Genomic DNA, 22,699 nt, shown 5'->3' with positions numbered 1-22,699 from the left:
GAGTACCCATGGGCATCAATTGGCGCAACACCGCCCGGTTGAATAGCGGCATCCACGGCGTGCTCGGCGGTTGAAACATTGCTCGCGACGATCACATGGGCAAGGGGTTGAGCACTGAGTAGCCGTCGCCAAAAACCAATACGGTTTCAGGGCGCAACCCCAAGGATGATATGCGAGGCTTTGATCACCGCTGTGGCCGCCACACCAGGAGCCAGCCCCAACTCGTGTACCGCATCGCGGGTCACAATGGAGAATATTTCCATGCCGCTCGGCAACTGGATTACTACTTCACAGTTTACGGCGCCGTCCGTCACGCGCAGAACCGTACCCTCCAGACAATTTCGAGCGGATAGACGGTAGCCGCCCGCGTCCGTCATGAGCATGACCCAAGGGGCCTTGATCAGTGCCACGACCTCTTTGCCGCTAGACAATCCGAGACTATGGATACTGCTCATAGTGACTACGGCTACCAGCTTCTCACCGCCACCCAATGTGAGTTCGACTTCCGCGTTGACGGCACCCGGAAGCATCTGGGTCACGACGCCTTTGAAAACATTGCGAGCGCTAACTTTCATAAGAGATCCTTGATATCAGTAGTGCGTGCACATATTCCTGTTAGCGCTGTGTAGTTACCAGCCCAACGCCTCAGATATTCAAGCCCGGCCGTAAACCCTTTCTCATACAAACACTCGTATCACGCTAACAAGTCTTCGAAAAAGGCGCCGTAGGGCAGCGTGGGGTGGGCGATCTGGATTTCAAGAATCCAAAGCCCAGCATTGGGTTGCAGATCGAAGTCGCCGAGGTCGCCGCCCTTGTGCACCGAATGGGGGAAGTCGCTGACCCGGTGGCCCTTGATATCCAGGTTCAGCTTCCAGCCCATGGACCGGGCTTGTTCTTCGGCGTAGGTGTACAGCTCCAGGCCGGTAACGCGGCCTTGCTGCCAGCGGGCCTGGACTACATTGAACAGGGTTTGCGCGGCGGCCGCGCAGGCGATCATCTGCGGATCGCTGCCGGTGGTGAAGGTTTGCCCGGCGTCACCTTCGTGGCCTTGCCATACGGCGCCCATGTCGATGAAGAAGATGTCGTTCTCGCCCAACACCAGGTCCTCTCTGGCGCGCGCGCCGAAGGTCTTCAGGGTGTTGGCACCGAAACGCACCAGCAAGGGGTGCCAGATACGCTGGGTGTCAAGTTCCTCCAACACCTGCTTGCCCAGCACCCGCGCCTCGGATTCGCGCATGCCGGGCTTGATCAGCGGGGCCAAGGTGCGAATGGCCTCCCAGGTTTTGGCTTGGGCATGGCGCATCGAATCGATGCTATAGGCTGCGCCCACGGCTTCCTTGTTCTGTGCATTCACAGCGGTTCTCCTCACAGGCTAGATGGCGAATCGTTATATTCACGACTATATAGCGGTACCCGTGTGGGCGAATATCACAAAGTGTTTAATCCGTGGAGAAGACTTCACCAGCGCCTTGCGTCTAGCCTGTGGCTTACACCCTTCCTCTCAGGCCGAAAGCGGATTGCCCACACTGCCTCGCGCTAAAGGGTTCTGAGGCCGTTCAGCGTCTCGATGTATGCCTGCAAACCATATCGCTCACCGCGCAGCACAATGACCGGCCCGGAAAAGCCGATAGCCTCCAAATGCTGCTCCACCAACTCCGGGTCAGGATGAGTGATTTCTAAGCGTTGCAATGCACAGCCCTTATCGACCATCCCCTGCGCGGGATGCGTCGATGCTCCCCAGTCAATCAGGCTCGGGATAACCCCTCCCTGAGGTAAATGCCCGTCAGGTTGAATCGAAATAGTCCAGGACAACGCTCCCCTGCTCATCGGCTCTACCTCTCCAAAAACCTTCCGCAGCCTTTCATCTATGCCAACCAGGTGCTCTGTACGCGCTACCCAGTGCGCCAGATAAGGAGCAGCGTGCGCATCCAGCTCATCCAGGCCGAACCATCTGGGCCTGGCGGGTACGGGAGCAGCGTGGTCAGCGGCAATGACTTCGAGATAGAAATGCTCCCCAAGCCGTAGCAGCAGATTATGCGTACTCATACGTGCGTGCTTACCCCCGGGCTGCAACTGCACACCCAGCGCGTGCTCCACGAGCTGTGCGCCTGCTGCAAGGGTGGGTGACACGATAACCAGATGATCCAGGAAGGAACGCCTCATATGCACAGCTCCAGACAGGGCTTAGGCCGAGGGTTGGCTTTGCAGCAGCGGATACAGCGATAGCACCAGCAACGCTGCCATGCCCCAGTTGAAGAGGCGCAACCAGCGCGGCACCCGCAGTACGTTGCGCAAGGCGCTGCCGAAACCTGCCCATACGCACACGCTGGGAAGGTTGACCAGCGCAAACACCGCAGCAATAACCAATACGTTATAGACGTAGCCCTGGGCCGGAACATAGGTGGTGATGGCTCCAACCGCCATTACCCAGGCCTTGGGGTTCACCCATTGAAAGGCGGCGGCGCCCAGGAAGGTCACCGGCTTGCTGCTCTGCCCGCCCGCCTCGCTCATGCCCCCCGAGGTGGCAATGCGCCAGGCCAGGTACAGCAAGTAGGCCGCGCCTGCCCAACGCAAGGCGGTATACGTCCAAGGCACGGCGTTGAAGATCTCACCCAGGCCCAGCCCCACCGCCACCACCAGCAGCATGAACCCCAGGCTGATGCCCAGGGCGTGGGGAATGGTGCGCAGGAAACCGAAGTTCACCCCTGAGGCCAGCAACATGGTGTTGTTGGGGCCAGGCGTGATCGATGACACAAGGGCGAAGAGCGCGAAGGCAGGCAGCAGGTCAAGGAGCATATCCGTATGTTCTCTAGGAGTTGTAGCGTTGACAGTACCTCACAACGTGCACGGCGAGGCCGTACAGCGGCGTGTGAATTCACCGCTACACCTGTTGCATACAGAGGTTTGGGGTTGGTTCTTGAGCCTGTAGTTCAGGCTTGCGGCCGTGAGCCCTAGGTCGGTCATTTTGTTCAATACCCCAATGCCCGGGAAACGCAGAGTGGAACCTCCTTTCCGCTCCAAATCGAAGGTGCTCGATGAATGCGTTTATTTCGATGGCTTTGTTTGCTCTGGTGGCGTCCATAACACCTGGCCCGGTGAACATTGTGGGGCTCGCTATTGGAGCCAGTCATGGTTTTCGGGCTAGCCAGCGTCACGTATTCGGAGCCTCAGCGGGGTTCGTGCTGCTACTCCTTTTGATAGGCCTAGGGCTTCGGGAGGTATTAGTGGCGATGCCCTTCCTGGTTGTTTTCGCCCAATGGGCTGGAATGTTGTTCCTCGTTTATGTGGCGTGGAAACTGGCCCGCGACGACGGGCGCTTGAGCATGAATCAGGGCGGTAAGCCCCCTTCGGTAGCCTTGGGCGCGGCGATGCAGTGGTTAAACCCAAAAGCCTGGCTGGCGGCCATCGCAGGGGTCGCGTTATTCGTAGGTGACGGGGAACCTGCGCTTGTTCTGCAGTTTGCAGCGATTTATTTCGTGGTCTGTTATGTCTCGATGGCCTGTTGGGCTTACGCAGGTTCATTCCTTCGGCGCTTTTCGGGCAACACTGCTGCGATTCGAGCCTTCAACCGTGTTATGGCGCTGCTATTGATAGGTTCTGCGGTGTCGCTGTTGCCTCATTGACCAGGCAGGTGGAGCGATACTGGCCGGGCGTTGCCGCAAGGTGTTTCTTAAACACGCGCTGGAGGTGAGCCTGATCGGCAAAACCGCACCCCTGTGCGACGTCTGCGATCGGCTGGCCGACCCGTAACTGGCGCCTCGCACATTGAATGCGAAGGTTGAGAAGGTATGCATGAGGCGTCATGAGGTAAGACTGTTGGAAACTTCTGATCAGATGGGAGGCCGAGAGACTGGCTGCTTCGCACAGGTCTTCCAGGCTGACAGGTAACCGATAGTGACGGTCTAGCAGCTCCGCAGCCCGCTTGATACGGGCATCTGGAGCGCTACGCCCTTTTGGTGCCAGCCCGAGGATTTGCGGCAAGGCTTGAAAGACATTGATCACATCGCACTGCTTTTGCAGCACATCGCCTTGTGGATCGGTCAGCGTGGTATGCAGCTCGGTCAGCGTTTGGAACGCGCTTGCATCGGCGCTGTGGGTAATCGCAATTGGCTGAAACGACACTGTGGCAGTTGCACCCGCTCCATGCTGAAGCTCTCCGAGCCAGGCTGCGTCCACGAAGAACATCACATAGGACCACGGTTCATCCGTTATCGGATTGCAGGCATGCACCTCGCCAGGGTTCATGACCACTACCGTACCAGCACCAACCTTGTGAGTGCTTTTCCCATGAAGGTAGTGACAGGCCCGATGGGTGATGGCTCCGATCGAAAAGGTCTCGTGGAAGTGGGGGGCATAACATACCTTACGGCCGTCGGCGATTGTTCGGGCTTCAATAAACGGGAGAGCAGGATCTCGCCAGAAGCTGGGCGTGTCGAAGCTGATTGATCTTGGCATTGGAAAACATCCTGCGAGGCCCATGCTTGGCCTATCGAGGTTAGCGGCCAGCTTCACAAACCGCCAGGTCAATGGCGGCCTCGAGTCGCAGCAGCCCACTGCGAAGAGCCACGCCTGCCCGGAAGCTACGGTTAAACGTGGACACCCCGAACCAAGGGCAAGAAGCTGTCAGTCATATCCACAGATCATTCTCGGCTGTCCGCGCGCCACCCTCATGCCCTGTGTTCAAAATGCCGCGCGGCTCGATCATCATTACTTTCGCTTCACCCTGAGCGGCTGTTCTGTGCTCGACCCCGCGTGGCACAACATACAGCTCACCGGCGTTCACATGGACGCAACCCTCCGGCAGATCGATACGCAGGGTACCCTCCAGCACAAGGAAGGCTTCATCGGTCTCCGGGTGGGAGTGCCAGATGAACTCACCTTCGATCCGCACGACCTTGAACTGGTAGTCGTTCATTTCCGCGACGACTCTCGGGCTCCATTGTTGATCAATCAGTGAAGCCTTTTCAGTAAGGTTCACGGCGAGGGATGCGGGCTGGTTACGCGGCTTGGTCATGACAGATCCTCTTGATGGGAGCTGTCAGGCTATCGGGCACAACGTGCTCCGCTCTTGTACGATCCTGCACGTCAGCGGGCTTGCCGCAAACGTTCCAGCCAGCGCAAAGGCGGTACACCAAAGCTGCGTGTGAAGTGGCGGGTCATGTGGCTCTGATCATGAAAACCGGCGGCCAGCGCGGCATCCACCAGTGTCAAGCCATCCAGGATCAGCCTGCGAAAGCAGTCCAGGCGACGGAGCGTGACGAAGCGGTAAGGGCTGGTACCGTAAAGGGTCCTGAAATCCCGAGACAAGCTCCACCGCTCGCGCCCGGTGGCATGTTCAAGCATCTCCAGGGTGATCCCCAAGTGAAGGTGCTCCATGATGAAAGCCCTGGCACGTTCGGCCGAGCGGTAATCCAATCGTTTGCGGCCACGCGGCTTGCCTGCGACGGTACGCAAAGCTATCGCCAGATCATACAAGGCATCCTGTTCTTCCAGCGCTTCGAGCGGGTGATCCATCGCCTGCACGAATACTTCGCTGGCATGGTACAGCCGTAGATCGCTCGACAGGCCACCTGGGATAAAAGGCAGGGGTTCTCCGCCTAGAACGTTTTGTATGAGCGAAGGGTCAATGTACGCCATGCGGTAGCGGAAGCCCGCATCTGTGCCGGCCATTCCGTCGTGTACTTCGTCCGGGTGAAGCACAAGTGTGTTGCCCGGCAGGCCGTGGCGCAGAGATCCCCTGTAGTGAAAACTCTGCACGCCGGCGAGGGTGCGGCCGATCGAGTAGGTATCGTGCCGGTGCGGATCGTAGCCATGGCTGCCGAACCACGCTTCGATGCGCTCCACGCTGCTCGGAAGCGCGCTGCGTATGACCCAATCGGGAGGGCCTGATTGACCGGACTTTCGTTCCATGAGGTAATTTCCCGGTATCGCGCCGTTCGGGTAAGCCTATGCCCCGAATTGATAATTTGCTACATGGCGCGTTGGTGGCGGGAATGTTGATCCCCCCACTGCCGGCGCCCACCTTCAAACCTGGCACTCGCATCGTATGGCGCCGCTTTCCCCGCATCCACAACCGCTAGCCAAGGCGATAACGGCGCTCGATAATCACTCACATCCAGTAACCAGCAAGGCCTGCTCTCGCGATGTCGTTTGTTCTCTTGCTAAAAATATCTGCGGCCATTCTCGGAGCCCTGTTGTCCGTGTGGCGAACCATCAAAGTATTGCGCACAACTGAAGGTTCCACGGTGGAAGGGCAAGTCACGTACGTCGAAGGTAAGCCTGGTATAGGGGGCCAGCCTTTACTGACCTTTAGCTACACCGCAAACGGGCAACGGTTTCATAAAGCCTGGACCGAGACACTGGACGGCCATTCGCAAACCCGGCTGCAGGAAGCCATTGCCCGTTATAACCGGGGCGATACCATCATGGTCTGGCACGCCAAGGCTGATCCGGAGATGTGTTGCATCGTTCCACGAGTGCCAGCGCGTGAGTATATAAAAGGAAGCTTTGCCGACTGGATGCGAAGCCTGACGGCGCTATTTCGCTGATGGAAACTTGAGTTGGATCGACGCTGCCACTAGCGACACGAAAGCCACACCGCATAACGCCTGGCTTCAACACCCAGGCAGCTTCGCCACCACCTTGATCTCGAAGTCGAAGCCATACAACCAGGTCACCCCCACGCAGGTGATAGTCGGGAACGGTGCCTGCCCCCAGTATTCGGGTACAACTTCCCATATGGTTTCAAACCTCGATTCGGGGTTCACGATAAATACCGTCACGTCGACCACGTCATCGAACGTGCAGTTGGCGGCGGCGAGTACCGCGTTCAGGTTGGTGAAGGCCAGACGTACCTGGTCGCGCAAGTCCGGTTCGGGAGAGCCATCCTCGCGGCTGCCAACCTGGCCGGAGACAAACAGCAAACCATTGCTGCATACGGCCGGCGAGTAACGATTGCGCTCGTAAAGCGCCTGGCGGCCAGCTGGGAAAACAACGTCGCGCTCGGTCATGGCAGTAGCTCCATCAAGGGTCGGCTGACCCGTTATCAACAATGGAGATACGGTAGAAGCTTGTTACCCCGGGATAAACGCGCAACCCTGACCAGAACTATTTGGCCGTACCAAACAATCCCACGTTCAAGCGAGGTGCCGATGGACCGTTTCGATGCAATGCAGGCCTTCGCTCGAGTGGTGGAGACGGGCAGTTTTACCAAGGCGGCCAATACCCTGCACATGAGCAAGACCACGGTGACGCAATTGGTGCAGCAACTTGAAGCCCGCTTGCGGGTAAAACTGCTGAACCGCACCACCCGCAAAGTGAATATCACCGCCGATGGCGCGGCCTACTACGAGCGCGTGGTACGCCTGCTCGCCGACCTGGACGACGCCGAAACCTGCCTGTCCAGTGCTGCTACCGCGCCGCGCGGGCGGCTGCGCGTGGACGTGCCCAGCCCGTTTGCCAGCCTTGTGCTGGTGCCGGCCATGCCGGAATTTCATCAGCGCTACCCACATATCCAGATCGACATGGGCGTGAGTGATCGCATGGTCGATATCATCGGCGAAAACGTCGATTGTGTAGTGCGCGGCGGCGAGCTGACCGATCAGTCTTTGATGGCGCGCCGCTTGGGCGATCTGAAACTTGGGGTTTACGCCGCGCCGAGTTATCTGCAACGGCTCGGTACGCCCGATCACCCGAGCGACCTGGACGGCCCGGATCATCGAACCGTCGGTTTTCTGTGGGCCCGTACGGGCAGGGCGCTGACCTATACCCTGCACCGCGGCGCAGAAAGCGTGAACGTGCAGGGCCAGCCGGTGCTGTCGGTGGATGACGGCAATGCCTATCTGGCCGCAGGCGTAGCCGGGCTGGGAGTGCTGTGGCTGCCGGACTACATGGCCGAGGCGCCCTTGGCCCGGGGCGAACTGGTGCCGCTGTTCCAGGACTGGCGCCTCGATGCCATGCCGATGTATATCGCCTACCCGCCTAACCGGCACATAAGCCTGAAGTTACGCGTTTTCATAGACTGGGTCGCAGAACTGCTGCCTTCGTGAGTACACCTTGAACTGCCCAGGGGTGGCGCCCATGACCGTCTTGTACACTCGGGTGAAATGCGGCTGGTCGGCAAAGCCTGCCGCGCTGGCGGCTTCCACCAAGGGCAAGCCGTGCTTGAGCAGCTTGTGTGCCTGGCGTACCCGCACCTGCAGGTGATAGGCATGGGGCGTGATCCCACAGGCCTGGCGAAAGGCGCGCAGTAGCCTGAAGGGCGGCAGGCCCGCGATCAAGGCCAGCTCATCGAGGCTCACCCTTTCGGACAGGTTAGCGTCCAGGTAAGCGCGAGCACGGGCCACGGCGGCCGGTTCATTGCGGCCCGAAAGCGGCAACTCCAGGCGACGGCCATGGTGGGTGAGCAAGCGCACGATCAGGGCCATGATCCGCGACTGGCGCTCCAACGCCGAGCCTGGCCCTTCGGAGAGCCGATGCAGTGCCAGCAGGTTCATGGTCAGCACAGGGTCTTCGATCACCGGGCTGGCGAATACCGGGAGGCCGCTGCAGCCAAACCCTTCCAGCGCCACGCCGCGCAATACCTGCGGATGTATATGCAAGGTGCGGCACAGCCAGCCCCCCGCATCGGGACGCCCGCAGTGCAACTCTTCAGCATTGACCAGCACGAAGCTCCCACGCCTGGCAACGCCTTCGGCAGTCAACGTCTTGAGGAACACACCGCCAGCCAGCACAACGCCCAAGCTAAGCTCTTCATGGGAGTGCCATGGGTAGTGATGCTGAAAGTAGGCGCCCTTCAACAGTTCCGCGTCGTAGAGGTCAGCCATCGTCCAGACCTTTACCCGTGTCTTGCCACCCTCCGCGTGAAGGTCCTCATCCAGGACAGTCATCTCATCATCGGAGCGAACGCTTTGTATGTTCAGACCTGACTGCACCTGTGCCCCCGCTTTCGTTTCGAGTTACTTACACCTAACGTAGCAGCCGCCTCGCTCGATATTGCTGCGTTCAGTGCAAAATTCATTGACCATTGGCGGGCTTAATCCCGGACCGCAAATGTGTACAGTGTTTCGTTATCCGATGTCTTCAGGAAGACTACCTGGCCTATGGAGCGCTCCTATTCAGCGCCGCGCTGCTTGGCCACCTGGTCGGCAGTGGCTTGGCCCTGCTGCGCGCCGAACAGTGCGATGACATGATTGGCCAGTTGGGCAATTTGGGTGTCGGAATATCGGCTGGCGAAGGCTGGCATTGTCTCGTGACGGTGACCCACCTTGAGCGTACTCCCATTGAGGATCACCTGAACGACACTGCGCCCCGAGGGGTCATTCACTGAGCGCGTGCCCAGCAGGTCGGCATAGTTCGATTGCCGCCCACGACCGTCCCACAAATGACAGCCAGCGCAGTCGCCAGCGAACAACCGCGCGGCGGGATCTGCGTTGCCTTGCGCCACAGGTAGCCCATTGCCCGGGATGATCTGGCGAGAGGGCCGGAGGTTAACCGCATCGCCCTCCCCCGTGGGCTGAGCCGGCACCGAGGCCAGGTAGTGCGCCATTGCCGAAATATCCTCGGCGCTCAGGTATTGCAGGCTGTTTTCGATAACGGACGCCATGGGCCCGGAGGCGGTGCTCCGGCCCGGCGCATGGCCACTGCTCAGGTATTGCTCAAGTTGTGCCAAGGACCAACTGCCCAGCCCGGCCTCGCGATCCGCGCTGAGGTTGGGCGCTACCCAGCCCTCGATTTCGGCACCGGCCAGGTACCGGCTGCGCCTCATCGCGAACCCCAGGTTGCGCGGGGTGTGGCATTCACCGCAGTGGCCGAGCGCGTCGGTCAGGTAGGCGCCGCGGTTCCACTGGGTGCCTTGGCTGTCGACCGGCTGATAACGCTGATCGCGGAAGAACACCAGGTCCCAGAGGTGCAGGCCCCAGCGCTGATTGAATGGAAAGCCGATGGCGTTGGTTCGTCTCGGCTGGTCGATCGGCGGCAGGCTGAACAGGTAAGCCTTGATCGCCAACAGGTCGCGGTCGCTCATGCCTGAGTAGGAGGTATAGGGCATGGCCGGGTAAAGGTGGCCCTCCGGCCCTACCCCCTGCCGCACGGCACGAATGAAGGCCTCATCCGACCAGGCGCCGATCCCGGTTACAGGGTGTGCAGTGATATTGGTCGAATAGAGCGTACCGAAGGGTAATGCGAACGCGCGGCCGCCAGCGAACGGCCTCCCGCCTTCAGCTGTGTGGCACGCCACGCAGTCGGCCGCCCGTGTCAGGTACTCACCGCGCTCCACGTCCGTGCGCAGCTGCGGCGGCGCGCCATCCACCGCCGCCATCGCCGAGCTGGCCTGTGGTCGGGGCGACCCAGCCAGGGCCAGCACAGCCGCCACCGCTAGCGCCAGGATGCCGCCCGCTGCCAACCATCTGAAAGTCGTTTTCATGCACGCGCACCTGAGAGCCAACAGCTCATACCTTTGCCGGCAAGCGTATGGGCAGCGTGTAGAAGCGCTTGCCGGTGGCGGCGTGCACGGCGTTGACAAAGGCGCCGCCGACCCCCGCCGTACCGGCTTCACCCACGCCGCCTGGGGCTGCGGTGCTGGCGAGGATATCCACAATGATCTGCGGCGCCTGATTCATCCTCAGCACCGGGTAATCGTGAAAATTGCTTTGCTGGACCTGGCCGTTCTTCAGCGTGATGTTGCCAAACAGCGCCGCGCTTAGTCCGAAATTGATGCCGCCTTGCATTTGCGCCACGACGGTGTCCGGGTTGACCACCACACCGCAGTCCACCACGCAAACCACCCGCTGAACGTCAATCGCGCCCCCGGGTAATACCCTCAGCTCAACCACCTGGGCCATGTAGGTATCCCAGGCATTGAGCAAGGCGATGCCACGGCCGAAGCCCGCCGGCAAGGGCTCGCCCCAGCTGGCTAACTCGCCAGCGCGCCGGAGCACTTCATGAGCCCTGGCGTTTTTACCCAGCATCGCCAGGCGGTAGGCCAAGGGGTCCTGGCCGACGCGGGCGGCGAGCTCATCGATAAAGCTTTCCAGCACCACCAGGTTGCGGGTAGCCCCTACGCCTCGCCAGAAGCCGGTGACGACAGGGCCGTCTTCCTTGATGAATTCCGAGCGGTAGTGGGGAATATCGTAGGAAAACTGCGTAGAGCCTTCGGCAGAGTTCCCGTCCAGGCCATCCTTGAGCGCCCCCGGCGCCCACCGCGCCAGGTTGGACGGCCCGGCGATCTTGTGAGACATCGCGACGGGAAAGCCGTCCGGCCCCAGGGAGGCCTGCACCGAGTGGGCATACAGCCCACGAAATATCCCTTGGCTGATGTCCTCTTCGCGGCTCCAGGTGATCTTCAGCGGCGCGTTTATTTGGCGACCGATCATCACGGCCTGTTCGACGTAGTCCGTCTCCAGCCGTCGGCCGAAGGCGCCGCCCAGTAGATACCCTTGGAGGCTGACCTGCTCCACAGGCAGGCCCAGGAGCCGCGCGGCGGCGTCCCGGGCCCGCGCCGGCACCTGAGTGCCCACCCAGATGCGCGCTTGCGCGGCTTCTATGTGCACGGTGCAATTGATCGGCTCCATGGGCGCATGGGCCAGCATGGGATTGTAGTAAGCCGCTTCCACACGCTGAGGGTCGGCGGCAATCACCTTCATGGCGTCGCCGTCGTTGCGCGCCAGCACACCCGGCCGGTTCAGTGCAGCTTGAATGGTGGCCAGCAGATCGGCCGTTGCCAGCCCGGCGTTCGGCCCCGGCGCCCAGGTGATGTCCAGGGCCGCCAGGCCTTGGCCGGCATACCAGGTGTTGTCTGCCACCACCGCCACGGCGTTGGCGATCTTGATCACCGCGCGCACGCCTGGAAGCTCAAGCGCGCGCTGTTCGTCCACCGCGGCCAAGGTACCGCCCAATTCGGGGCAAGCGCGCACCATGGCAAAGCGCATCCCGGGCAGCACCGTGTCGATCCCGAACAGCGCGCTGCCATCGACCTTGCCGGGGCTATCCAGACGCTTTTGCGGCTGGCCGATCAGGCGAAACTCACTGGCGGGCTTGAGGGTAATCGCGGTCGGCAGAGGCAGGCGCGCGGCAGCGTCGGCCAAATCGCCATAGCGCAATCGCCGCCCGCTGGCGGGATGGATGACCTCGCCCCGGCGGGCCTGGCATTCGCCCGCGGTAACACCCCAGCGCTGCGCAGCGGCGTCGATCAGGATCATCCGCGCGGCGGCGCCTATTTCCCGCATGGGCTGCCAGAGTGTCCTGATCGTCAGCGACCCGCCTGTGAACTGATCCATGCGCGGCCCTCCGTACAGCCGGGCGTCAGGCGGCGCGTGGCGCAGTTGTATCTGGTCAAGGTCGACTTCAAGCTCCTCGGCGATCAGCATCGGCAGCGAGGTGTAGGTGCCCTGGCCCATCTCGATCTTCGCCATGATCAGCGTGATACGGCCAGTGTCATCAATGCTTACGAAGGCGCTGGGCTGGAACGGCGACGACTCCGCCGCTACCACGCTAGAAGGCATGAAACCAAAACCCACCATCAGCCCACCGCCGAGCGCGACACCTGCCTTGAGCAGGACGCGGCGGCTGAGGTTCACTTCGGGAAGGTTCACGATGCTCATGCCTGCTTCGACGCCTGCAGCCGGGCCGCGTGCTTGATGGCTTCACGGATGCGGGGGTAGGTACCGCAGCGGCAAATATTGCCGCTCATGGCATTGTCGATGTCCGCATCGGTGGGCTGGGCGGTGCTGGCCAACAGCGTAGCGGCCGCGACGATCTGGCCGGGCTGGCAGTAACCGCACTGCACCACTTCGACGGCGAGCCAGGCGGCCTGTACGGCCTGGCCTGCCGGGGTCCCACCAATGCCCTCGATGGTAATGATGTGCTTGCCTGCCAGAGTACCCGCCGGTAGCACGCAGGCACGCATGGCGCGGCCGTCCACCTGCACCGTGCAGGCCCCGCAGAGTGCCATGCCGCAGCCGAATTTGGTGCCGGTCAGTTGCGCCACGTCTCGCAGCACCCACAACAGCGGCACGTCGGGGGTGACGTCGAACTCACGCGTGCTTCCATTGATCATCAGCTCGATCAACTGGCTCACTCCTGCAAAGGTCAGACTCCGGGGCTGTTGCATGCGCCACTGTACGTGCAGCCCCGTCGTCGTCCGTAGCGTGTTTGTGCTGAGCATGGAAGCCGATTGCTTTTATTCGAGCGCGGCAGGCTTCGGATCAAGGGGCATAACCAGCACATGCGTTCAAGCCCGAGCAAATGCCGCACCCTATGGTGGCCCCAGGACGTTATGCCCACCCCGGCTTCGAGGCCGGTGGCGTAGCGCGGATAACCCGGCGTATTCAGGTAGAGCGATGTCTGAACATCCATCCCGACGGCATTTTCTCAAGGTGGGGCTGGCCGTATTGCCGGCTGTGACCCTCGCGCCCGATTCAACCGTGGCCGCCTGGCAAAGTACCGATGCGCCTGCTGGCCCCGCATCGTCCACGGCGCACTCACCACGCTTTTTTACCGAGGCGCAATGGGCCTTCATGCTGGCGGCTACGGCCCAACTGATTCCCGAGGACGACCTGAGCCCGAGCGCGGCAGACTGCGGAGTGCCGGCGTTCATCGACTTGCAGATGGAGACGCCCTACGGGCATGGGGCGCTTTGGTACATGCAAGGCCCGTTCATCACAGACCTGGCGCCCGAACTCGGTTATCAACAGCAATTTACCCCGCGAGACATCTACCGGCTGGGCATCGAGGGCTGCGACCAGTGGTGCCAGCGCACCCACGGCTCACCCTATCACCGGCTGAACCGGGCGTTGCAGATCGAGGTACTCAAGCAACTGGAAGCCAATACGCTGCACCTGGAGCACGTCAGCGGATCACTGTTTTTTGCACAATTACTGATCAACACCCGGGAAGGTTTTTTCGCCGATCCGCTCTATGGGGGCAACCTCGGCATGGCGGGCTGGAAGGTGCTTGGCTTCCCGGGCGCCCGCGCCGACTTCATGGATTGGATCGACCATCCCAATACCCCCTACCCGCTTGGCCCCGTTGCCATCGACGGGCGGCGAGGTTAATGCCCATGGCAGGTATCGAAGGCACGCCCGATGTTGTGATCGTAGGCTTTGGCTGGACAGGTGCCATCATGGCGATGGAGCTGAGCAAGGCGGGCATGACCGTGCTGGCGCTGGAGCGCGGGGCCGCTCAAGACACCGCCGAGACCGCGCCCTACCCGAAGGTCATCGACGAATTGGCTTACAGCGTACGCGGCAAACTGTTCCAGGCCTTGGCCAGGGAAACCGTGACCATCCGCCATTCGCCCGCAGACACTGCCGTTCCCTATCGGCAGCATGGGGCGTTCCTGCTGGGCACTGGGGTGGGCGGCGCGGGCTTTCACTGGAACGGCATGTCGTGGCGCGCCTTTGAAGCGGACTTGCGCCTTCGGTCCCACTACGAAGAGCGTTATGGCAAAGGCTTCATCCCGGCGGACATGACGATTCAGGACTACCCCGTCACCTATGCGGAGCTGGAACCCTACTTCGCGAAATGGGAAGACGTCGCTGCGGTTTCCGGCAAGGCCGGCGTTCTGCACGGCCAGGTAATGCCCGGGGGCAACCCGTGGGAAGCGCCCAGGAGCAGCGAGTACCCCACGCCACCGCTGAAATCGGTCTACGGCGCCAGCCTGTTCGCCGCCGCCGCGCTCGACGTCGGCCTGCACCCTTTCCCGGTGCCGGCAGCCAATGCGTCGCAACCCTACACCAACCAATATGGCGTGCGGCTGGGGCCCTGTAACTTCTGCGGCTTCTGTGAGGGCTATGGCTGCTACATGTATGCCAAGGCCTCACCGCAGACGTCCATATTGCCGGCCCTGAGAAGGCAGCCCAATTTCACCCTGCGCACTCAGTGCTACGTTACCCAGGTCAATACCGACAGCACAGGCGGGCTCGCCACAGGCGTGACCTATATGGACCCGCAAGGCAAGGAAGTTTTCCAGCCCGCCGGGATGGTCATCCTCTGCGCCTTCCAGATGCACAACGTGCGCCTGCTGCTGCTTTCGAAGATTGGCCGCGCCTACGACCCCTCGACCGGGCAAGGCGTGGTGGGCAAGAACTACGCCTACCACATGAACAGCAGCGTGAACGTACTGCTGCCGCAGGGCCACCAGCTCAACCCGTACATAGGCGCGGGCGCGGCGGGCACCGCGGTGGATGATTTCAACGGCGACAATTTCGATCACGGCCCCCACGGCTTCGTCGGCGGCGCCAGCGTGTACCATTTGCGGCCCGGCGGGCGGCCTATCCAACAGGCGAAGACGTTCGGCAATGCGCCCACCTGGGGCGCCGGATGGAAGCAGAGCATGGCTGACGGCTACCAGCGTCTTCTTCCCCTCTATGCCCAAGGTTCGGTGATGGCCTATCGGGACGTTTACCTGAGCCTGGACCCTACCTACAAGGACGCCTTCGGCTTGCCGTTGCTGCGAATGACCTTCGACTGGCACGACAACGAGTTCCGCATGATCCAGCACGCCATTGAGGGCGCCGAGAAGATCGGCAAGGCCATCGGCGGTAACACCGAGGTGATCCTGCGGCGGGCAGGCACTCACTTCGATACCCGCGCCTATCAGAGCACCCATACCACCGGCGGCGCGATCATGGGCAGCTCCCCCGCCAACAGCGTCGTCAACCGGTACCTGCAGAGCTGGGACGTGCACAACCTGTTCGTCATGGGTGCGTGCGCCTTTCCGCAGAACATTGGCTACAACCCTACTGGCCTGGTGGCGGCCCTGGCGTATTGGTCCGCCGATGCCATCATCCAGACCTATTCCAGACAACCCGGCCCACTGGTTCAAGCATGAGCGCCTTGATGAAATCCATTGTGCCCTTGCTTACCTGCGCCGCCCTGCTGGAAATGGCAGGCGCACAGGCCGACGACCCCGCGCGGGGCGAATACCTGGCCCGCGCCGGCGACTGCATTGCCTGCCACACCGCGCCGGGCGGGCAACCCTTTGCTGGCGGGCTGGGGCTCAAGACCCCTCTGGGCGTGGTGTATTCCACCAACATTACCCCAGACCCTGACACCGGCCTGGGGCGGTATACCTTCGAAGACTTCGACAATGCCGTGAGGCGCGGCATCCGCAAGGATGGCGCCACGCTCTACCCGGCGATGCCCTTCCCTTCCTATGCCCGGGTCACCGAGGCGGACATGCGCGACCTCTACGCGTACTTCTCCAGGGGCGTGGCGCCGGTACACCAGCCCAACCGCACCGTCGACATTCCCTGGCCGTTGTCGATGCGCTGGCCGCTGGCAGGCTGGCGCTGGATGTTTGCGCCTGCACCCTACGCCGGCCCGGCCCCGTTGGCAGCGGACCCGGTCGCCCGCGGCGCCTACCTGGTTGAAGGGCTGGGGCACTGTGGCTCGTGCCACAGCCCGCGTGCGCTCACCCTCGAGGAAAAAGCCATGGCCGATGACGGCAAAGGCACCTACCTGGCGGGTGGCGCGCCAATCGACGGCTGGATCGCCAAGGACCTTCGCGGCAGTGCCCTGACCGGCCTTGGGCGCTGGAGCGAAACAGACCTGGTGGAGTTCCTCGGTACTGGAAAGAACAACCATACCGCCGCCTTCGGCGGTATGAAGGATGTGATCGAAAACAGCCTGCAATACCTGAACGACAAGGACCTACAGGCCATTGCGGCGTATTTGAAATCCCTGGCGCCCAGCGGGCAGCAGCCGCCACCGGTGGCGAGCGAGGACAGCACAGCCGCCGACTTGCACGCACTGCGCCTCAGCGGAGAAGGGGCGCACGTGTATGTGGACAACTGCATTGCCTGTCACCGAAGTGACGGCAAGGGCTATGCCAGGACATTCCCGGGGCTGGCGGCCAACACAGTACTCAATGACCCGCAGCCGGCCTCGATCATCCGCATTGTCCTGGCCGGCGCCACCACTGCCGCCACTCAAGGCTCGCCTACCGCCTACAGCATGCCGGGATTTGCCTGGCGTCTGTCCGACCGGGACGTGGCAGCGGTCACCAGCTTCATTCGTGCTGGCTGGGGCAATGCCGGGCCGGCAGTTACCGAGGATCAAGTAGCCGCCGTCAGAAACGATCTCACCCACGGTGGGCAATAGCACAGGGTGCCTATCCTGGGTGTTCGGGCGGGCCGTACAGTGCAAACGCGCTGGGACGTCAATCCACACGAGGCAGCTGATGGACGTATTGATCAACGTTGTATTACCGGTTTTCGCCCTCGTGGGCGCCGGCTGGCTCACCCGTCACAAGGGTTTGCTGGGGAGCCGGGCGGCGTTCGAGCTGAACCAGTTCGTGGTCTACCTGGGCATGCCTGCGTTGCTGTTCCAGGTCATGGCCACTGCCCGCTGGGCCGACCTGCATCAGCCCGGGTTTGCCGCAGCCTTCGCTCTGGGGAGCGCGCTGGTATTCGGCTTTACCGCGCTGCTGCGCAAGCTGCAAGCCTCTCACCTGGCCGACGCCAGCCTCGACGGCCTCAACAGCGGCTATGCCAACGTGGGTTTCATCGGCTTTCCTTTATGCCTGGCAGCGTTCGGGCCCACCAGCCTGCCGTTGGTGACCATCTCGGCCATCATCACAGTAAGCGTGCTCTTCGGCATCGCCGTCCTCACCGTGGAAATTGCCCTCCAACCCAAGGGCGCCCTGCTGACCACCGTTGGCAAGGTGGGCTACTCGCTGCTGAAAAACCCCATGCTTCTCGCCCCGCTGCTCGGGGTCTGTTACGCCGCCTGGGCACCGCCCCTGCCCATGGGGCCGAATCGCTTCCTGACGTTACTTGCCAATGCCGCCAGCCCGTGCGCGCTGGTTTCCCTGGGGGCGTTCATCGCCGATACCCGGTTCGACATCAACTGGCAGCGGTTGTCCGGGATAGTCGCGCTCAAGCTGTTGGCCCAACCATTCCTTACCTGGATCGCTGCAACCTATGTGTTCCATCTCAGCAGCGAACTGACGGCGATCGCCGTGGTGGTGGCCGCGCTGCCCACCGGCACCGGCCCCTACATGCTTGCCAACATGTATAGCCGTGACGCCAGCATCACCGCCGGTAGCGTGCTGGTTACCACCGTTTTCTCGATGTTCACCATTGCGGTCCTTATCTCATTCTTCACGCGGCACCTGTCTTGATGCCCGTGGCCACATGTTCTGAAAAACAGCGAGGCGCACAATGAAAAAGTACACGGTATCGGCCAATGGCATCCGCCAGTTCGTCATCGAGGAAGGCGACGGCCCGCCAGTGGTATTGCTTCATGGGTTTCCGGAAACCAACTATGCGTGGCGCTACCAGATCCCGGCGCTGTCCAGGCATTACCGAGTGATCGCCCCCGACCTTCGCGGCTATGGCGAAACCGACAAGCCCGCCGGCGGGTATGACAAGCGCAACATGGCCAAGGACCTTCACGACCTGCTCGGCGAGCTGGGCGTGTCTAAAATCGCGCTGGTCGGCCATGACCGGGGCGCCCGTGTCGCCACCCGCTTCGCCAAGGACCATCCGCAGCTGGTAGACCGCCTGGTGGTCATGGACAACGTGCCCACCCGGATCGTCTCCCGGGACCTCAATGCCGAGGTGGCCAAGGCGTACTGGTTTTTCCTGTTCCACCTGGTACCCGACCTGCCAGAGGCCCTTATCGCTGGCAAGGAAGAGGTATGGCTGCGCTATTTCTTCTCGGACTGGTGCTTCGATCCCACGACCATCTCCGGCGAAGCCTTCGACACCTACGTGCGGGCGTACAAGGCACCCGGCGCGGTACGCGGCGCCATGGCTGACTATCGCGCCAATGCCGTTGATGTCGCCCAGGACCAGGAAGACGCCGACGTGAAGATCGCCTGCCCGGTCATGGCGCTGTGGGGCGCGGATTTTCATGCCGTGGGCAAGCTGTTCGACATGGCCAAGGTATGGGCAGAAATGGCCGTCAATCTTGAGGCGCACCCCATCCCCCAGAGCGGCCACCTTCCACAGGAAGAACAACCGGAAGTGGTCAACGGGCTGTTGCTGAAATTCCTCGAAGGCTGGCGAGGTTGATTCCTCAACGAAGGCAAAGGAGGCACCACCATGAAATTGTTGCGCGTAGGCCCGGCAGGTAGCGAACGCCCTGCGATGCTGGACGCCGAAGGCATCCTCCGCGACCTGTCCGGTCATATCAGTGACATCACCTGGGCCGAACTGAGCCCGGCGAGCCTGGCCGCCCTCGGCCAGCTGGACCCCAGCACGCTGCCAGCCCTCGACCCTGGCCTGCGCAGGGGGCCGCCCGTGGCGGCGTTCAGCCGCATTCTCTGCGTGGGGCTGAACTACCTCGACCACGCCAGGGAGGTAGACCTCAGCCCGCCCAGCGAGCCCACCCTGTTCATGAAAGGCTGTTTCGCCACCGGGCCGAACGATCCGGTAACCCTGCCCCGAGGGGCGGAGAAAGGTGACTGGGAAGCGGAGCTGGGCATCGTGATCGGCACGGGCGGGCTGTACATCCCTCGCGCGCAAGCCTTGGAACATGTTGCCGGGTATTGTGTGGTCAATGACCTTTCCGAGCGGTCCTACCAGATGGAGCGCGGAGGGCAATGGACCAAGGGCAAAAGCTTCCCCGGCTTCGCCCCGGTAGGCCCATGGTTGGTTACGCCGGACGAAGCCGGCGATATTGCCAACAAGGCCATCTGGCTCTCGGTCAACGAGCGCCGCTTTCAGGACAGCAGCACCGCGAACATGATCTTCGGCGTGGAAGAGATCGTTGCCTATGCGTCGCTGTTCTTCGAGCTGCGCCCAGGCGACCTGATCGCCACCGGCACTCCCGCAGGCGTAGGGCTAGGCCAGAAGCCCCCGGTATTCCTTCAACACGGCGATGTGATCGAGCTGGGCATCGAGGGCTTGGGCAGCCAGCGCCAGGAAATCTCTGCCTGGAGGGAGTGAGGCCTTCCTTAAGGGCAGTTCGGCTACATGAGGTTCAGGCAGGTAGACAGCGCGGCGCAGGTTTGTATGACCTCGGCCGCAGCTGCCACCAGGTCGGCCAGGGCCACCTGAGCCTCCGCTATATCGGGCTGTTCCCGGGACAGCCACCTGGCGGCGGCCTCTAGGTTGCAGGCAATGCTGGTCAAACCGTCATACAGCTCGTGGACCAGGGCGGTATACGCCTGCGCCGGGGCGTCCGAGTGAGAGAGGGCAAATGAACTCGCTTGCATGGGCTGCTCGGGCTGCGCCTGGAATCTGGACATGCGGGTACTCGGCTCGTGTGGCTTTTGCTGCAACGCTACCGGGGCCATACTCCGCGGTCTTGAAGATTCTTGCACGACACCTGCAAGGCGACGAAGCGGGCCGTTCCAGCCCGGTCATGCCATAGGCCTGCCCTGGACGGGCGCTCTATCCCGCGCCTCGCATCGACTGCGCTGATGATTACTATCGAGCGGCCCGCCTCTGTCCTTGCCAAAGCGCCCTCTATAATCCCCTACCCTTTTCTCCTCCGCTTCCCCGTTCGCCCTCGGGCGACATTCTTTATCGGAACCGCACCATGCCAACCTCCAGTCAGGCCCCCCGCGGCCTACCCGAACATAGCCAACAAAGCGTCAAACAGCAGTGGCTGGCGATTCTCTCGGTCGCCGTGGGCGCTTTCGCCTTGGTGACCAGCGAGTTTCTGCCCGTAGGCGTACTCAACGATGTGGCCAGCGACCTGGGCATCAGTGCCGGCCACGCCGGTTTGATGGTTACCCTGCCCGGCATCGCGGCCGCCCTCGCGGCGCCCTTGCTGTCCGTGGGCATTGGCGCGATGGACCGGCGGTATCTTCTGATCAGCCTCACGCTGTTGATGGTCATCGCCAACTCGGTGGTCGCCTACGCCAGCGACTTCAGCCTGCTGCTGTTCGGTCGTGTGCTGCTGGGTGTGAGCATCGGCGGCTTCTGGTCCACGGCTATTGCGCTCAGCGGTCGCCTGGCCCCCAAAGGCGTGGGTGTGGCCCAGGCCACCTCATTCATCATGGCCGGGGTGACCCTGGCGACCGTGCTGGGCGTGCCTGTTGGCACCTGGTTGAGCGGCCTGATGGGCTGGCGCATGACCTTCCTGGTTACCGCGCTGGTCGGTGTGCCGGTATTGCTGGCGCAAATCCTGCTGTTGCCGCGGCTCAACCCCGACAAGGCCATTCGCATCAGTGACCTGCCGGCCCTGTTTATTAATCCGCAAGCCCGGGTTGGGCTGATCGCCGTATTGCTGATCGGCCTGGCGCATTTTGCCGCGTACACCTATGTGGCGCCCTTCTTCAAACAGAGTGGCGGGTTCGATGGGCCTACTATCGGCTCGCTGTTGTTGCTCTACGGCATCGCCGGGGTTGCCGGTAATGTGTTCGCAGGCTTCGCCGCAAACCGCAGCGTGCGTTACACCCTGTTGCTGGTGGCCCTGATGATCGCCACCAGTACCGCCTTGTTCCCCTACTTCGCTACCGGCCTTACCGGCGCAGCCATGCTGATCGCGCTGTGGGGCTTTGCCTTCGGCGCCTTCCCGGCTTGCGCCAGTATCTGGATGTTCGTGGTAGCGCCCAAGGATGTGGAACGCGGGATGCCGCTGTTCGTCGCCCTATTCCAAGTGATCATTGCTGTGGGTTCGTTTTTTGGCGGGCAGATTGTCGACAAACTCGGCAGCTCAGTGCTGATGAGCCTGGCCACCGCCTTGGTGGGCTGCGGTTTTGTGCTGGTGTTGGTGCTGGGCCGTAACGTGAGCAATAGCTTGGCAGCCCAACCCCAGTAAGCCTGAACGTGGAGGGGAAACGCCCCCTCCGCTAGCTGACATACGGGCTTGCGCCGGTGAACTTCAACAGCCCTCGAAAAAGATTTCAAAAATCTCTAGACGACCGGTCTATTCAAGACTAATGTAACCCCACACCACCTCACAGCAGAAAGGAAACCGCGATGAAAACCCCTACCAAGCTGGCTGCATTTATATCTTCATTGGCCTTCATGGCCCACATGGGCATCGCCTCCGCACAGGCAACATCGGCAAGCACACCCGCCAAAACCGTAGTGCTGGTACACGGAGCATTCGCCGATGGCTCGTCCTGGAACAAGGTCATCCCTTTGCTGCAGCAGGCAGGGCTTAAGGTGGTCGCGGTGCAGAACCCGCTGGACTCGCTGGCAGGCGATGTGGCCTACACCAACCGAGCCATCGCAGACGCCGAGGGCCCCGTGGTGCTGGTTGGCCATTCGTGGGGCGGCGCGGTAATCACCGATGCCGGAGCGAACGAGAAGGTTCACTCCCTCGTGTATGTAGCGGCCTTCGCACCCGCTGACGGCCAGTCCGCACTGGACACCACCAAAGGCTACCCGCACAGCCCCGGCCAGGCTTCTTTCGTGAAGGACCAGGCGGGCTACGTGAAGGTCAGTGATGAAGGCGTGGCCAAGTTCTTCGCCCCCGACCTGTCTGCGTCCGAGCAAGCCCTTGTCGCTGCTGGCCAAGGCGCGCTGAACAGTCATGCGTTGGGCGAACCGGTGCAGCATGTGGCCTGGCACAACGTGCCCTCCTACGCCGTAATCGCCACCAAGGACGCAATCATTTCCCCGCAACAGCAAGCCGACCAAGCCAAGCGCATGAACGCCGTGTCCGTGGAAGTGCCCTCCAGTCACGTTGCGATGCTGTCGTATCCCCAGCAAGTCGCGGACCTGATTATCAAGGCCGCCAAGTGACTTTTTATTTGGCCGATCTGTAGACGACCGGTCTATTCAAACCCTGAAATACC

Annotated in this window: 24 protein-coding genes; 11 read left to right on the top strand and 13 right to left on the bottom strand. The window is 61.9% G+C overall.

All coding sequences use genetic code 11. The features are described from left to right. Positions 1-146 precede the first annotated feature (146 nt). The 4 genes from AC3Z8Y_RS07790 to AC3Z8Y_RS07775 all read right to left on the bottom strand — a co-directional run bounded on the left by AC3Z8Y_RS07790 (position 147) and on the right by AC3Z8Y_RS07775 (position 2,796). Positions 147-575: a TOBE domain-containing protein gene (locus tag AC3Z8Y_RS07790; RefSeq protein ID WP_490089175.1), complete on the bottom strand. Its 429-nt coding sequence runs from the start codon at positions 573-575 to the stop codon at positions 147-149. A gap of 119 nt (positions 576-694) precedes the next feature. Continuing rightward, positions 695-1,354 carry a M24 family metallopeptidase gene (locus AC3Z8Y_RS07785; RefSeq protein ID WP_490089174.1) on the bottom strand — a complete coding sequence of 220 codons (660 nt, stop codon included), beginning with the start codon at positions 1,352-1,354 and terminating at the stop codon, positions 695-697. 182 nt (positions 1,355-1,536) lie between these two features. Then, the gene (locus AC3Z8Y_RS07780) at positions 1,537-2,163 is read right to left on the bottom strand and encodes a VOC family protein (protein WP_490089173.1); all 627 of its coding nucleotides are present in this window, start codon (positions 2,161-2,163) and stop codon (positions 1,537-1,539) included. Positions 2,164-2,184: 21 nt separating this feature from the next. Continuing rightward, complete coding sequence (locus AC3Z8Y_RS07775) at positions 2,185-2,796, bottom strand: LysE family translocator (RefSeq protein WP_490089172.1); 612 nt, start codon at positions 2,794-2,796, stop codon at positions 2,185-2,187. Between the two features lie 239 nt (positions 2,797-3,035). On the opposite strand from AC3Z8Y_RS07775, the gene AC3Z8Y_RS07770 reads away from it, so the two are divergent. Further along, positions 3,036-3,623: a LysE family translocator gene (locus AC3Z8Y_RS07770; protein WP_490089171.1), complete on the top strand. Its 588-nt coding sequence runs from the start codon at positions 3,036-3,038 to the stop codon at positions 3,621-3,623. On the opposite strand, the gene AC3Z8Y_RS07765 is transcribed toward AC3Z8Y_RS07770, so the two are convergent. From AC3Z8Y_RS07765 to AC3Z8Y_RS07755, 3 genes are all read right to left on the bottom strand, one after another. Then, positions 3,574-4,455, bottom strand: a complete 882-nt coding sequence (locus tag AC3Z8Y_RS07765; protein WP_490089170.1) for a helix-turn-helix transcriptional regulator — start codon at positions 4,453-4,455, stop codon at positions 3,574-3,576. The genes AC3Z8Y_RS07770 and AC3Z8Y_RS07765 overlap by 50 nt on opposite strands. A 172-nt stretch (positions 4,456-4,627) precedes the next feature. Further along, entirely contained in the window at positions 4,628-5,014 is a 387-nt protein-coding gene (locus AC3Z8Y_RS07760; RefSeq protein WP_490089169.1) for a cupin domain-containing protein, read from the bottom strand. Between the two features lie 71 nt (positions 5,015-5,085). Further along, positions 5,086-5,910: an AraC family transcriptional regulator gene (locus tag AC3Z8Y_RS07755; RefSeq protein WP_490089168.1), complete on the bottom strand. Its 825-nt coding sequence runs from the start codon at positions 5,908-5,910 to the stop codon at positions 5,086-5,088. A 233-nt stretch (positions 5,911-6,143) separates the two neighbouring features. Between AC3Z8Y_RS07755 and AC3Z8Y_RS07750 the strand changes: the two genes are divergently transcribed. Next, positions 6,144-6,548, top strand: coding sequence for a DUF3592 domain-containing protein (locus tag AC3Z8Y_RS07750; RefSeq protein ID WP_490089167.1), 405 nt, complete (start codon positions 6,144-6,146; stop codon positions 6,546-6,548). A 66-nt stretch (positions 6,549-6,614) separates the two neighbouring features. Here the strand turns inward: AC3Z8Y_RS07750 and AC3Z8Y_RS07745 are convergent, their stop codons facing one another. Then, positions 6,615-7,010 carry a RidA family protein gene (locus AC3Z8Y_RS07745; protein WP_490089166.1) on the bottom strand — a complete coding sequence of 132 codons (396 nt, stop codon included), beginning with the start codon at positions 7,008-7,010 and terminating at the stop codon, positions 6,615-6,617. 141 nt (positions 7,011-7,151) lie between these two features. On the opposite strand from AC3Z8Y_RS07745, the gene AC3Z8Y_RS07740 reads away from it, so the two are divergent. Next, positions 7,152-8,048, top strand: a complete 897-nt coding sequence (locus tag AC3Z8Y_RS07740) for a LysR family transcriptional regulator (protein ID WP_490089165.1) — start codon at positions 7,152-7,154, stop codon at positions 8,046-8,048. On the opposite strand, the gene AC3Z8Y_RS07735 is transcribed toward AC3Z8Y_RS07740, so the two are convergent. From AC3Z8Y_RS07735 to AC3Z8Y_RS07720, 4 genes are all read right to left on the bottom strand, one after another. Continuing rightward, on the bottom strand, positions 8,004-8,825 hold the full coding sequence (locus tag AC3Z8Y_RS07735) for a helix-turn-helix domain-containing protein (protein ID WP_490089164.1): 822 nt from the start codon (positions 8,823-8,825) through the stop codon (positions 8,004-8,006). The genes AC3Z8Y_RS07740 and AC3Z8Y_RS07735 overlap by 45 nt on opposite strands. 287 nt (positions 8,826-9,112) lie before the next feature. Further along, positions 9,113-10,423 carry a c-type cytochrome gene (locus tag AC3Z8Y_RS07730; RefSeq protein WP_490089163.1) on the bottom strand — a complete coding sequence of 437 codons (1,311 nt, stop codon included), beginning with the start codon at positions 10,421-10,423 and terminating at the stop codon, positions 9,113-9,115. A 25-nt stretch (positions 10,424-10,448) separates the two neighbouring features. After that, the gene (locus AC3Z8Y_RS07725; protein WP_490089162.1) at positions 10,449-12,599 is read right to left on the bottom strand and encodes a xanthine dehydrogenase family protein molybdopterin-binding subunit; all 2,151 of its coding nucleotides are present in this window, start codon (positions 12,597-12,599) and stop codon (positions 10,449-10,451) included. Then, positions 12,596-13,066 (bottom strand): (2Fe-2S)-binding protein, encoded by a 471-nt coding sequence (locus AC3Z8Y_RS07720; RefSeq protein ID WP_490089161.1) that lies wholly within the window; start codon positions 13,064-13,066, stop codon positions 12,596-12,598. The genes AC3Z8Y_RS07725 and AC3Z8Y_RS07720 overlap by 4 nt, the downstream gene beginning before the upstream one ends. 271 nt (positions 13,067-13,337) lie before the next feature. Here AC3Z8Y_RS07720 and AC3Z8Y_RS07715 point away from each other — a divergent pair, with 271 nt between their 5' ends. From AC3Z8Y_RS07715 to AC3Z8Y_RS07690, 6 genes are all read left to right on the top strand, one after another. Then, positions 13,338-14,051 (top strand): gluconate 2-dehydrogenase subunit 3 family protein, encoded by a 714-nt coding sequence (locus AC3Z8Y_RS07715; protein WP_490089160.1) that lies wholly within the window; start codon positions 13,338-13,340, stop codon positions 14,049-14,051. A 5-nt stretch (positions 14,052-14,056) separates the two neighbouring features. After that, positions 14,057-15,829 carry a GMC family oxidoreductase gene (locus AC3Z8Y_RS07710; protein ID WP_490089159.1) on the top strand — a complete coding sequence of 591 codons (1,773 nt, stop codon included), beginning with the start codon at positions 14,057-14,059 and terminating at the stop codon, positions 15,827-15,829. Continuing rightward, on the top strand, positions 15,826-17,100 hold the full coding sequence (locus AC3Z8Y_RS07705; protein WP_490089158.1) for a c-type cytochrome: 1,275 nt from the start codon (positions 15,826-15,828) through the stop codon (positions 17,098-17,100). Before AC3Z8Y_RS07710 ends, AC3Z8Y_RS07705 begins: the two co-directional genes overlap by 4 nt. A 79-nt stretch (positions 17,101-17,179) precedes the next feature. Next, positions 17,180-18,121: an AEC family transporter gene (locus tag AC3Z8Y_RS07700; protein ID WP_490089157.1), complete on the top strand. Its 942-nt coding sequence runs from the start codon at positions 17,180-17,182 to the stop codon at positions 18,119-18,121. 40 nt (positions 18,122-18,161) lie between these two features. After that, entirely contained in the window at positions 18,162-19,016 is an 855-nt protein-coding gene (locus tag AC3Z8Y_RS07695; RefSeq protein ID WP_490089156.1) for an alpha/beta fold hydrolase, read from the top strand. A 30-nt stretch (positions 19,017-19,046) separates the two neighbouring features. Further along, positions 19,047-19,892: a fumarylacetoacetate hydrolase family protein gene (locus AC3Z8Y_RS07690; protein WP_490089155.1), complete on the top strand. Its 846-nt coding sequence runs from the start codon at positions 19,047-19,049 to the stop codon at positions 19,890-19,892. 23 nt (positions 19,893-19,915) lie between these two features. Here AC3Z8Y_RS07690 and AC3Z8Y_RS07685 read toward each other — a convergent pair whose 3' ends face one another. Next, positions 19,916-20,194 (bottom strand): hypothetical protein, encoded by a 279-nt coding sequence (locus AC3Z8Y_RS07685; RefSeq protein WP_490089154.1) that lies wholly within the window; start codon positions 20,192-20,194, stop codon positions 19,916-19,918. A gap of 293 nt (positions 20,195-20,487) precedes the next feature. Between AC3Z8Y_RS07685 and AC3Z8Y_RS07680 the strand changes: the two genes are divergently transcribed. Together AC3Z8Y_RS07680 and AC3Z8Y_RS07675 are read left to right on the top strand one after the other, a co-directional pair. Further along, positions 20,488-21,714: an MFS transporter gene (locus AC3Z8Y_RS07680; RefSeq protein ID WP_490089153.1), complete on the top strand. Its 1,227-nt coding sequence runs from the start codon at positions 20,488-20,490 to the stop codon at positions 21,712-21,714. 161 nt (positions 21,715-21,875) lie between these two features. Then, positions 21,876-22,646: an alpha/beta fold hydrolase gene (locus AC3Z8Y_RS07675; protein ID WP_490089152.1), complete on the top strand. Its 771-nt coding sequence runs from the start codon at positions 21,876-21,878 to the stop codon at positions 22,644-22,646. The last annotated feature ends 53 nt before the right edge of the window (positions 22,647-22,699 follow it).

The sequence above is a fragment of the Pseudomonas sp. 3MAES_34.3B genome (genome assembly GCF_058145875.1).
Note: the sequence above shows the minus strand (reverse complement) of the source record. Positions and strands in the feature narration are given on the sequence as shown.

What these genes read in the sequence shown, in the direction of transcription:
- AC3Z8Y_RS07790 (WP_490089175.1), bottom strand. Translation starts at nt 575, where the DNA reads ATGAAAGTTAGCGCTCGCAATGTTTTCAAAGGCGTCGTGACCCAGATG.
- AC3Z8Y_RS07780 (WP_490089173.1), bottom strand. Translation starts at nt 2,163, where the DNA reads ATGAGGCGTTCCTTCCTGGATCATCTGGTTATCGTGTCACCCACCCTT.
- AC3Z8Y_RS07775 (WP_490089172.1), bottom strand. Translation starts at nt 2,796, where the DNA reads ATGCTCCTTGACCTGCTGCCTGCCTTCGCGCTCTTCGCCCTTGTGTCA.
- AC3Z8Y_RS07770 (WP_490089171.1), top strand. Translation starts at nt 3,036, where the DNA reads ATGAATGCGTTTATTTCGATGGCTTTGTTTGCTCTGGTGGCGTCCATA.
- AC3Z8Y_RS07765 (WP_490089170.1), bottom strand. Translation starts at nt 4,455, where the DNA reads ATGCCAAGATCAATCAGCTTCGACACGCCCAGCTTCTGGCGAGATCCT.
- AC3Z8Y_RS07760 (WP_490089169.1), bottom strand. Translation starts at nt 5,014, where the DNA reads ATGACCAAGCCGCGTAACCAGCCCGCATCCCTCGCCGTGAACCTTACT.
- AC3Z8Y_RS07755 (WP_490089168.1), bottom strand. Translation starts at nt 5,910, where the DNA reads ATGGAACGAAAGTCCGGTCAATCAGGCCCTCCCGATTGGGTCATACGC.
- AC3Z8Y_RS07750 (WP_490089167.1), top strand. Translation starts at nt 6,144, where the DNA reads ATGTCGTTTGTTCTCTTGCTAAAAATATCTGCGGCCATTCTCGGAGCC.
- AC3Z8Y_RS07745 (WP_490089166.1), bottom strand. Translation starts at nt 7,010, where the DNA reads ATGACCGAGCGCGACGTTGTTTTCCCAGCTGGCCGCCAGGCGCTTTAC.
- AC3Z8Y_RS07740 (WP_490089165.1), top strand. Translation starts at nt 7,152, where the DNA reads ATGGACCGTTTCGATGCAATGCAGGCCTTCGCTCGAGTGGTGGAGACG.
- AC3Z8Y_RS07735 (WP_490089164.1), bottom strand. Translation starts at nt 8,825, where the DNA reads ATGGCTGACCTCTACGACGCGGAACTGTTGAAGGGCGCCTACTTTCAG.
- AC3Z8Y_RS07730 (WP_490089163.1), bottom strand. Translation starts at nt 10,423, where the DNA reads ATGAAAACGACTTTCAGATGGTTGGCAGCGGGCGGCATCCTGGCGCTA.
- AC3Z8Y_RS07725 (WP_490089162.1), bottom strand. Translation starts at nt 12,599, where the DNA reads ATGAGCATCGTGAACCTTCCCGAAGTGAACCTCAGCCGCCGCGTCCTG.
- AC3Z8Y_RS07715 (WP_490089160.1), top strand. Translation starts at nt 13,338, where the DNA reads ATGTCTGAACATCCATCCCGACGGCATTTTCTCAAGGTGGGGCTGGCC.
- AC3Z8Y_RS07710 (WP_490089159.1), top strand. Translation starts at nt 14,057, where the DNA reads ATGGCAGGTATCGAAGGCACGCCCGATGTTGTGATCGTAGGCTTTGGC.
- AC3Z8Y_RS07705 (WP_490089158.1), top strand. Translation starts at nt 15,826, where the DNA reads ATGAGCGCCTTGATGAAATCCATTGTGCCCTTGCTTACCTGCGCCGCC.
- AC3Z8Y_RS07700 (WP_490089157.1), top strand. Translation starts at nt 17,180, where the DNA reads ATGGACGTATTGATCAACGTTGTATTACCGGTTTTCGCCCTCGTGGGC.
- AC3Z8Y_RS07695 (WP_490089156.1), top strand. Translation starts at nt 18,162, where the DNA reads ATGAAAAAGTACACGGTATCGGCCAATGGCATCCGCCAGTTCGTCATC.
- AC3Z8Y_RS07690 (WP_490089155.1), top strand. Translation starts at nt 19,047, where the DNA reads ATGAAATTGTTGCGCGTAGGCCCGGCAGGTAGCGAACGCCCTGCGATG.
- AC3Z8Y_RS07685 (WP_490089154.1), bottom strand. Translation starts at nt 20,194, where the DNA reads ATGTCCAGATTCCAGGCGCAGCCCGAGCAGCCCATGCAAGCGAGTTCA.
- AC3Z8Y_RS07680 (WP_490089153.1), top strand. Translation starts at nt 20,488, where the DNA reads ATGCCAACCTCCAGTCAGGCCCCCCGCGGCCTACCCGAACATAGCCAA.
- AC3Z8Y_RS07675 (WP_490089152.1), top strand. Translation starts at nt 21,876, where the DNA reads ATGAAAACCCCTACCAAGCTGGCTGCATTTATATCTTCATTGGCCTTC.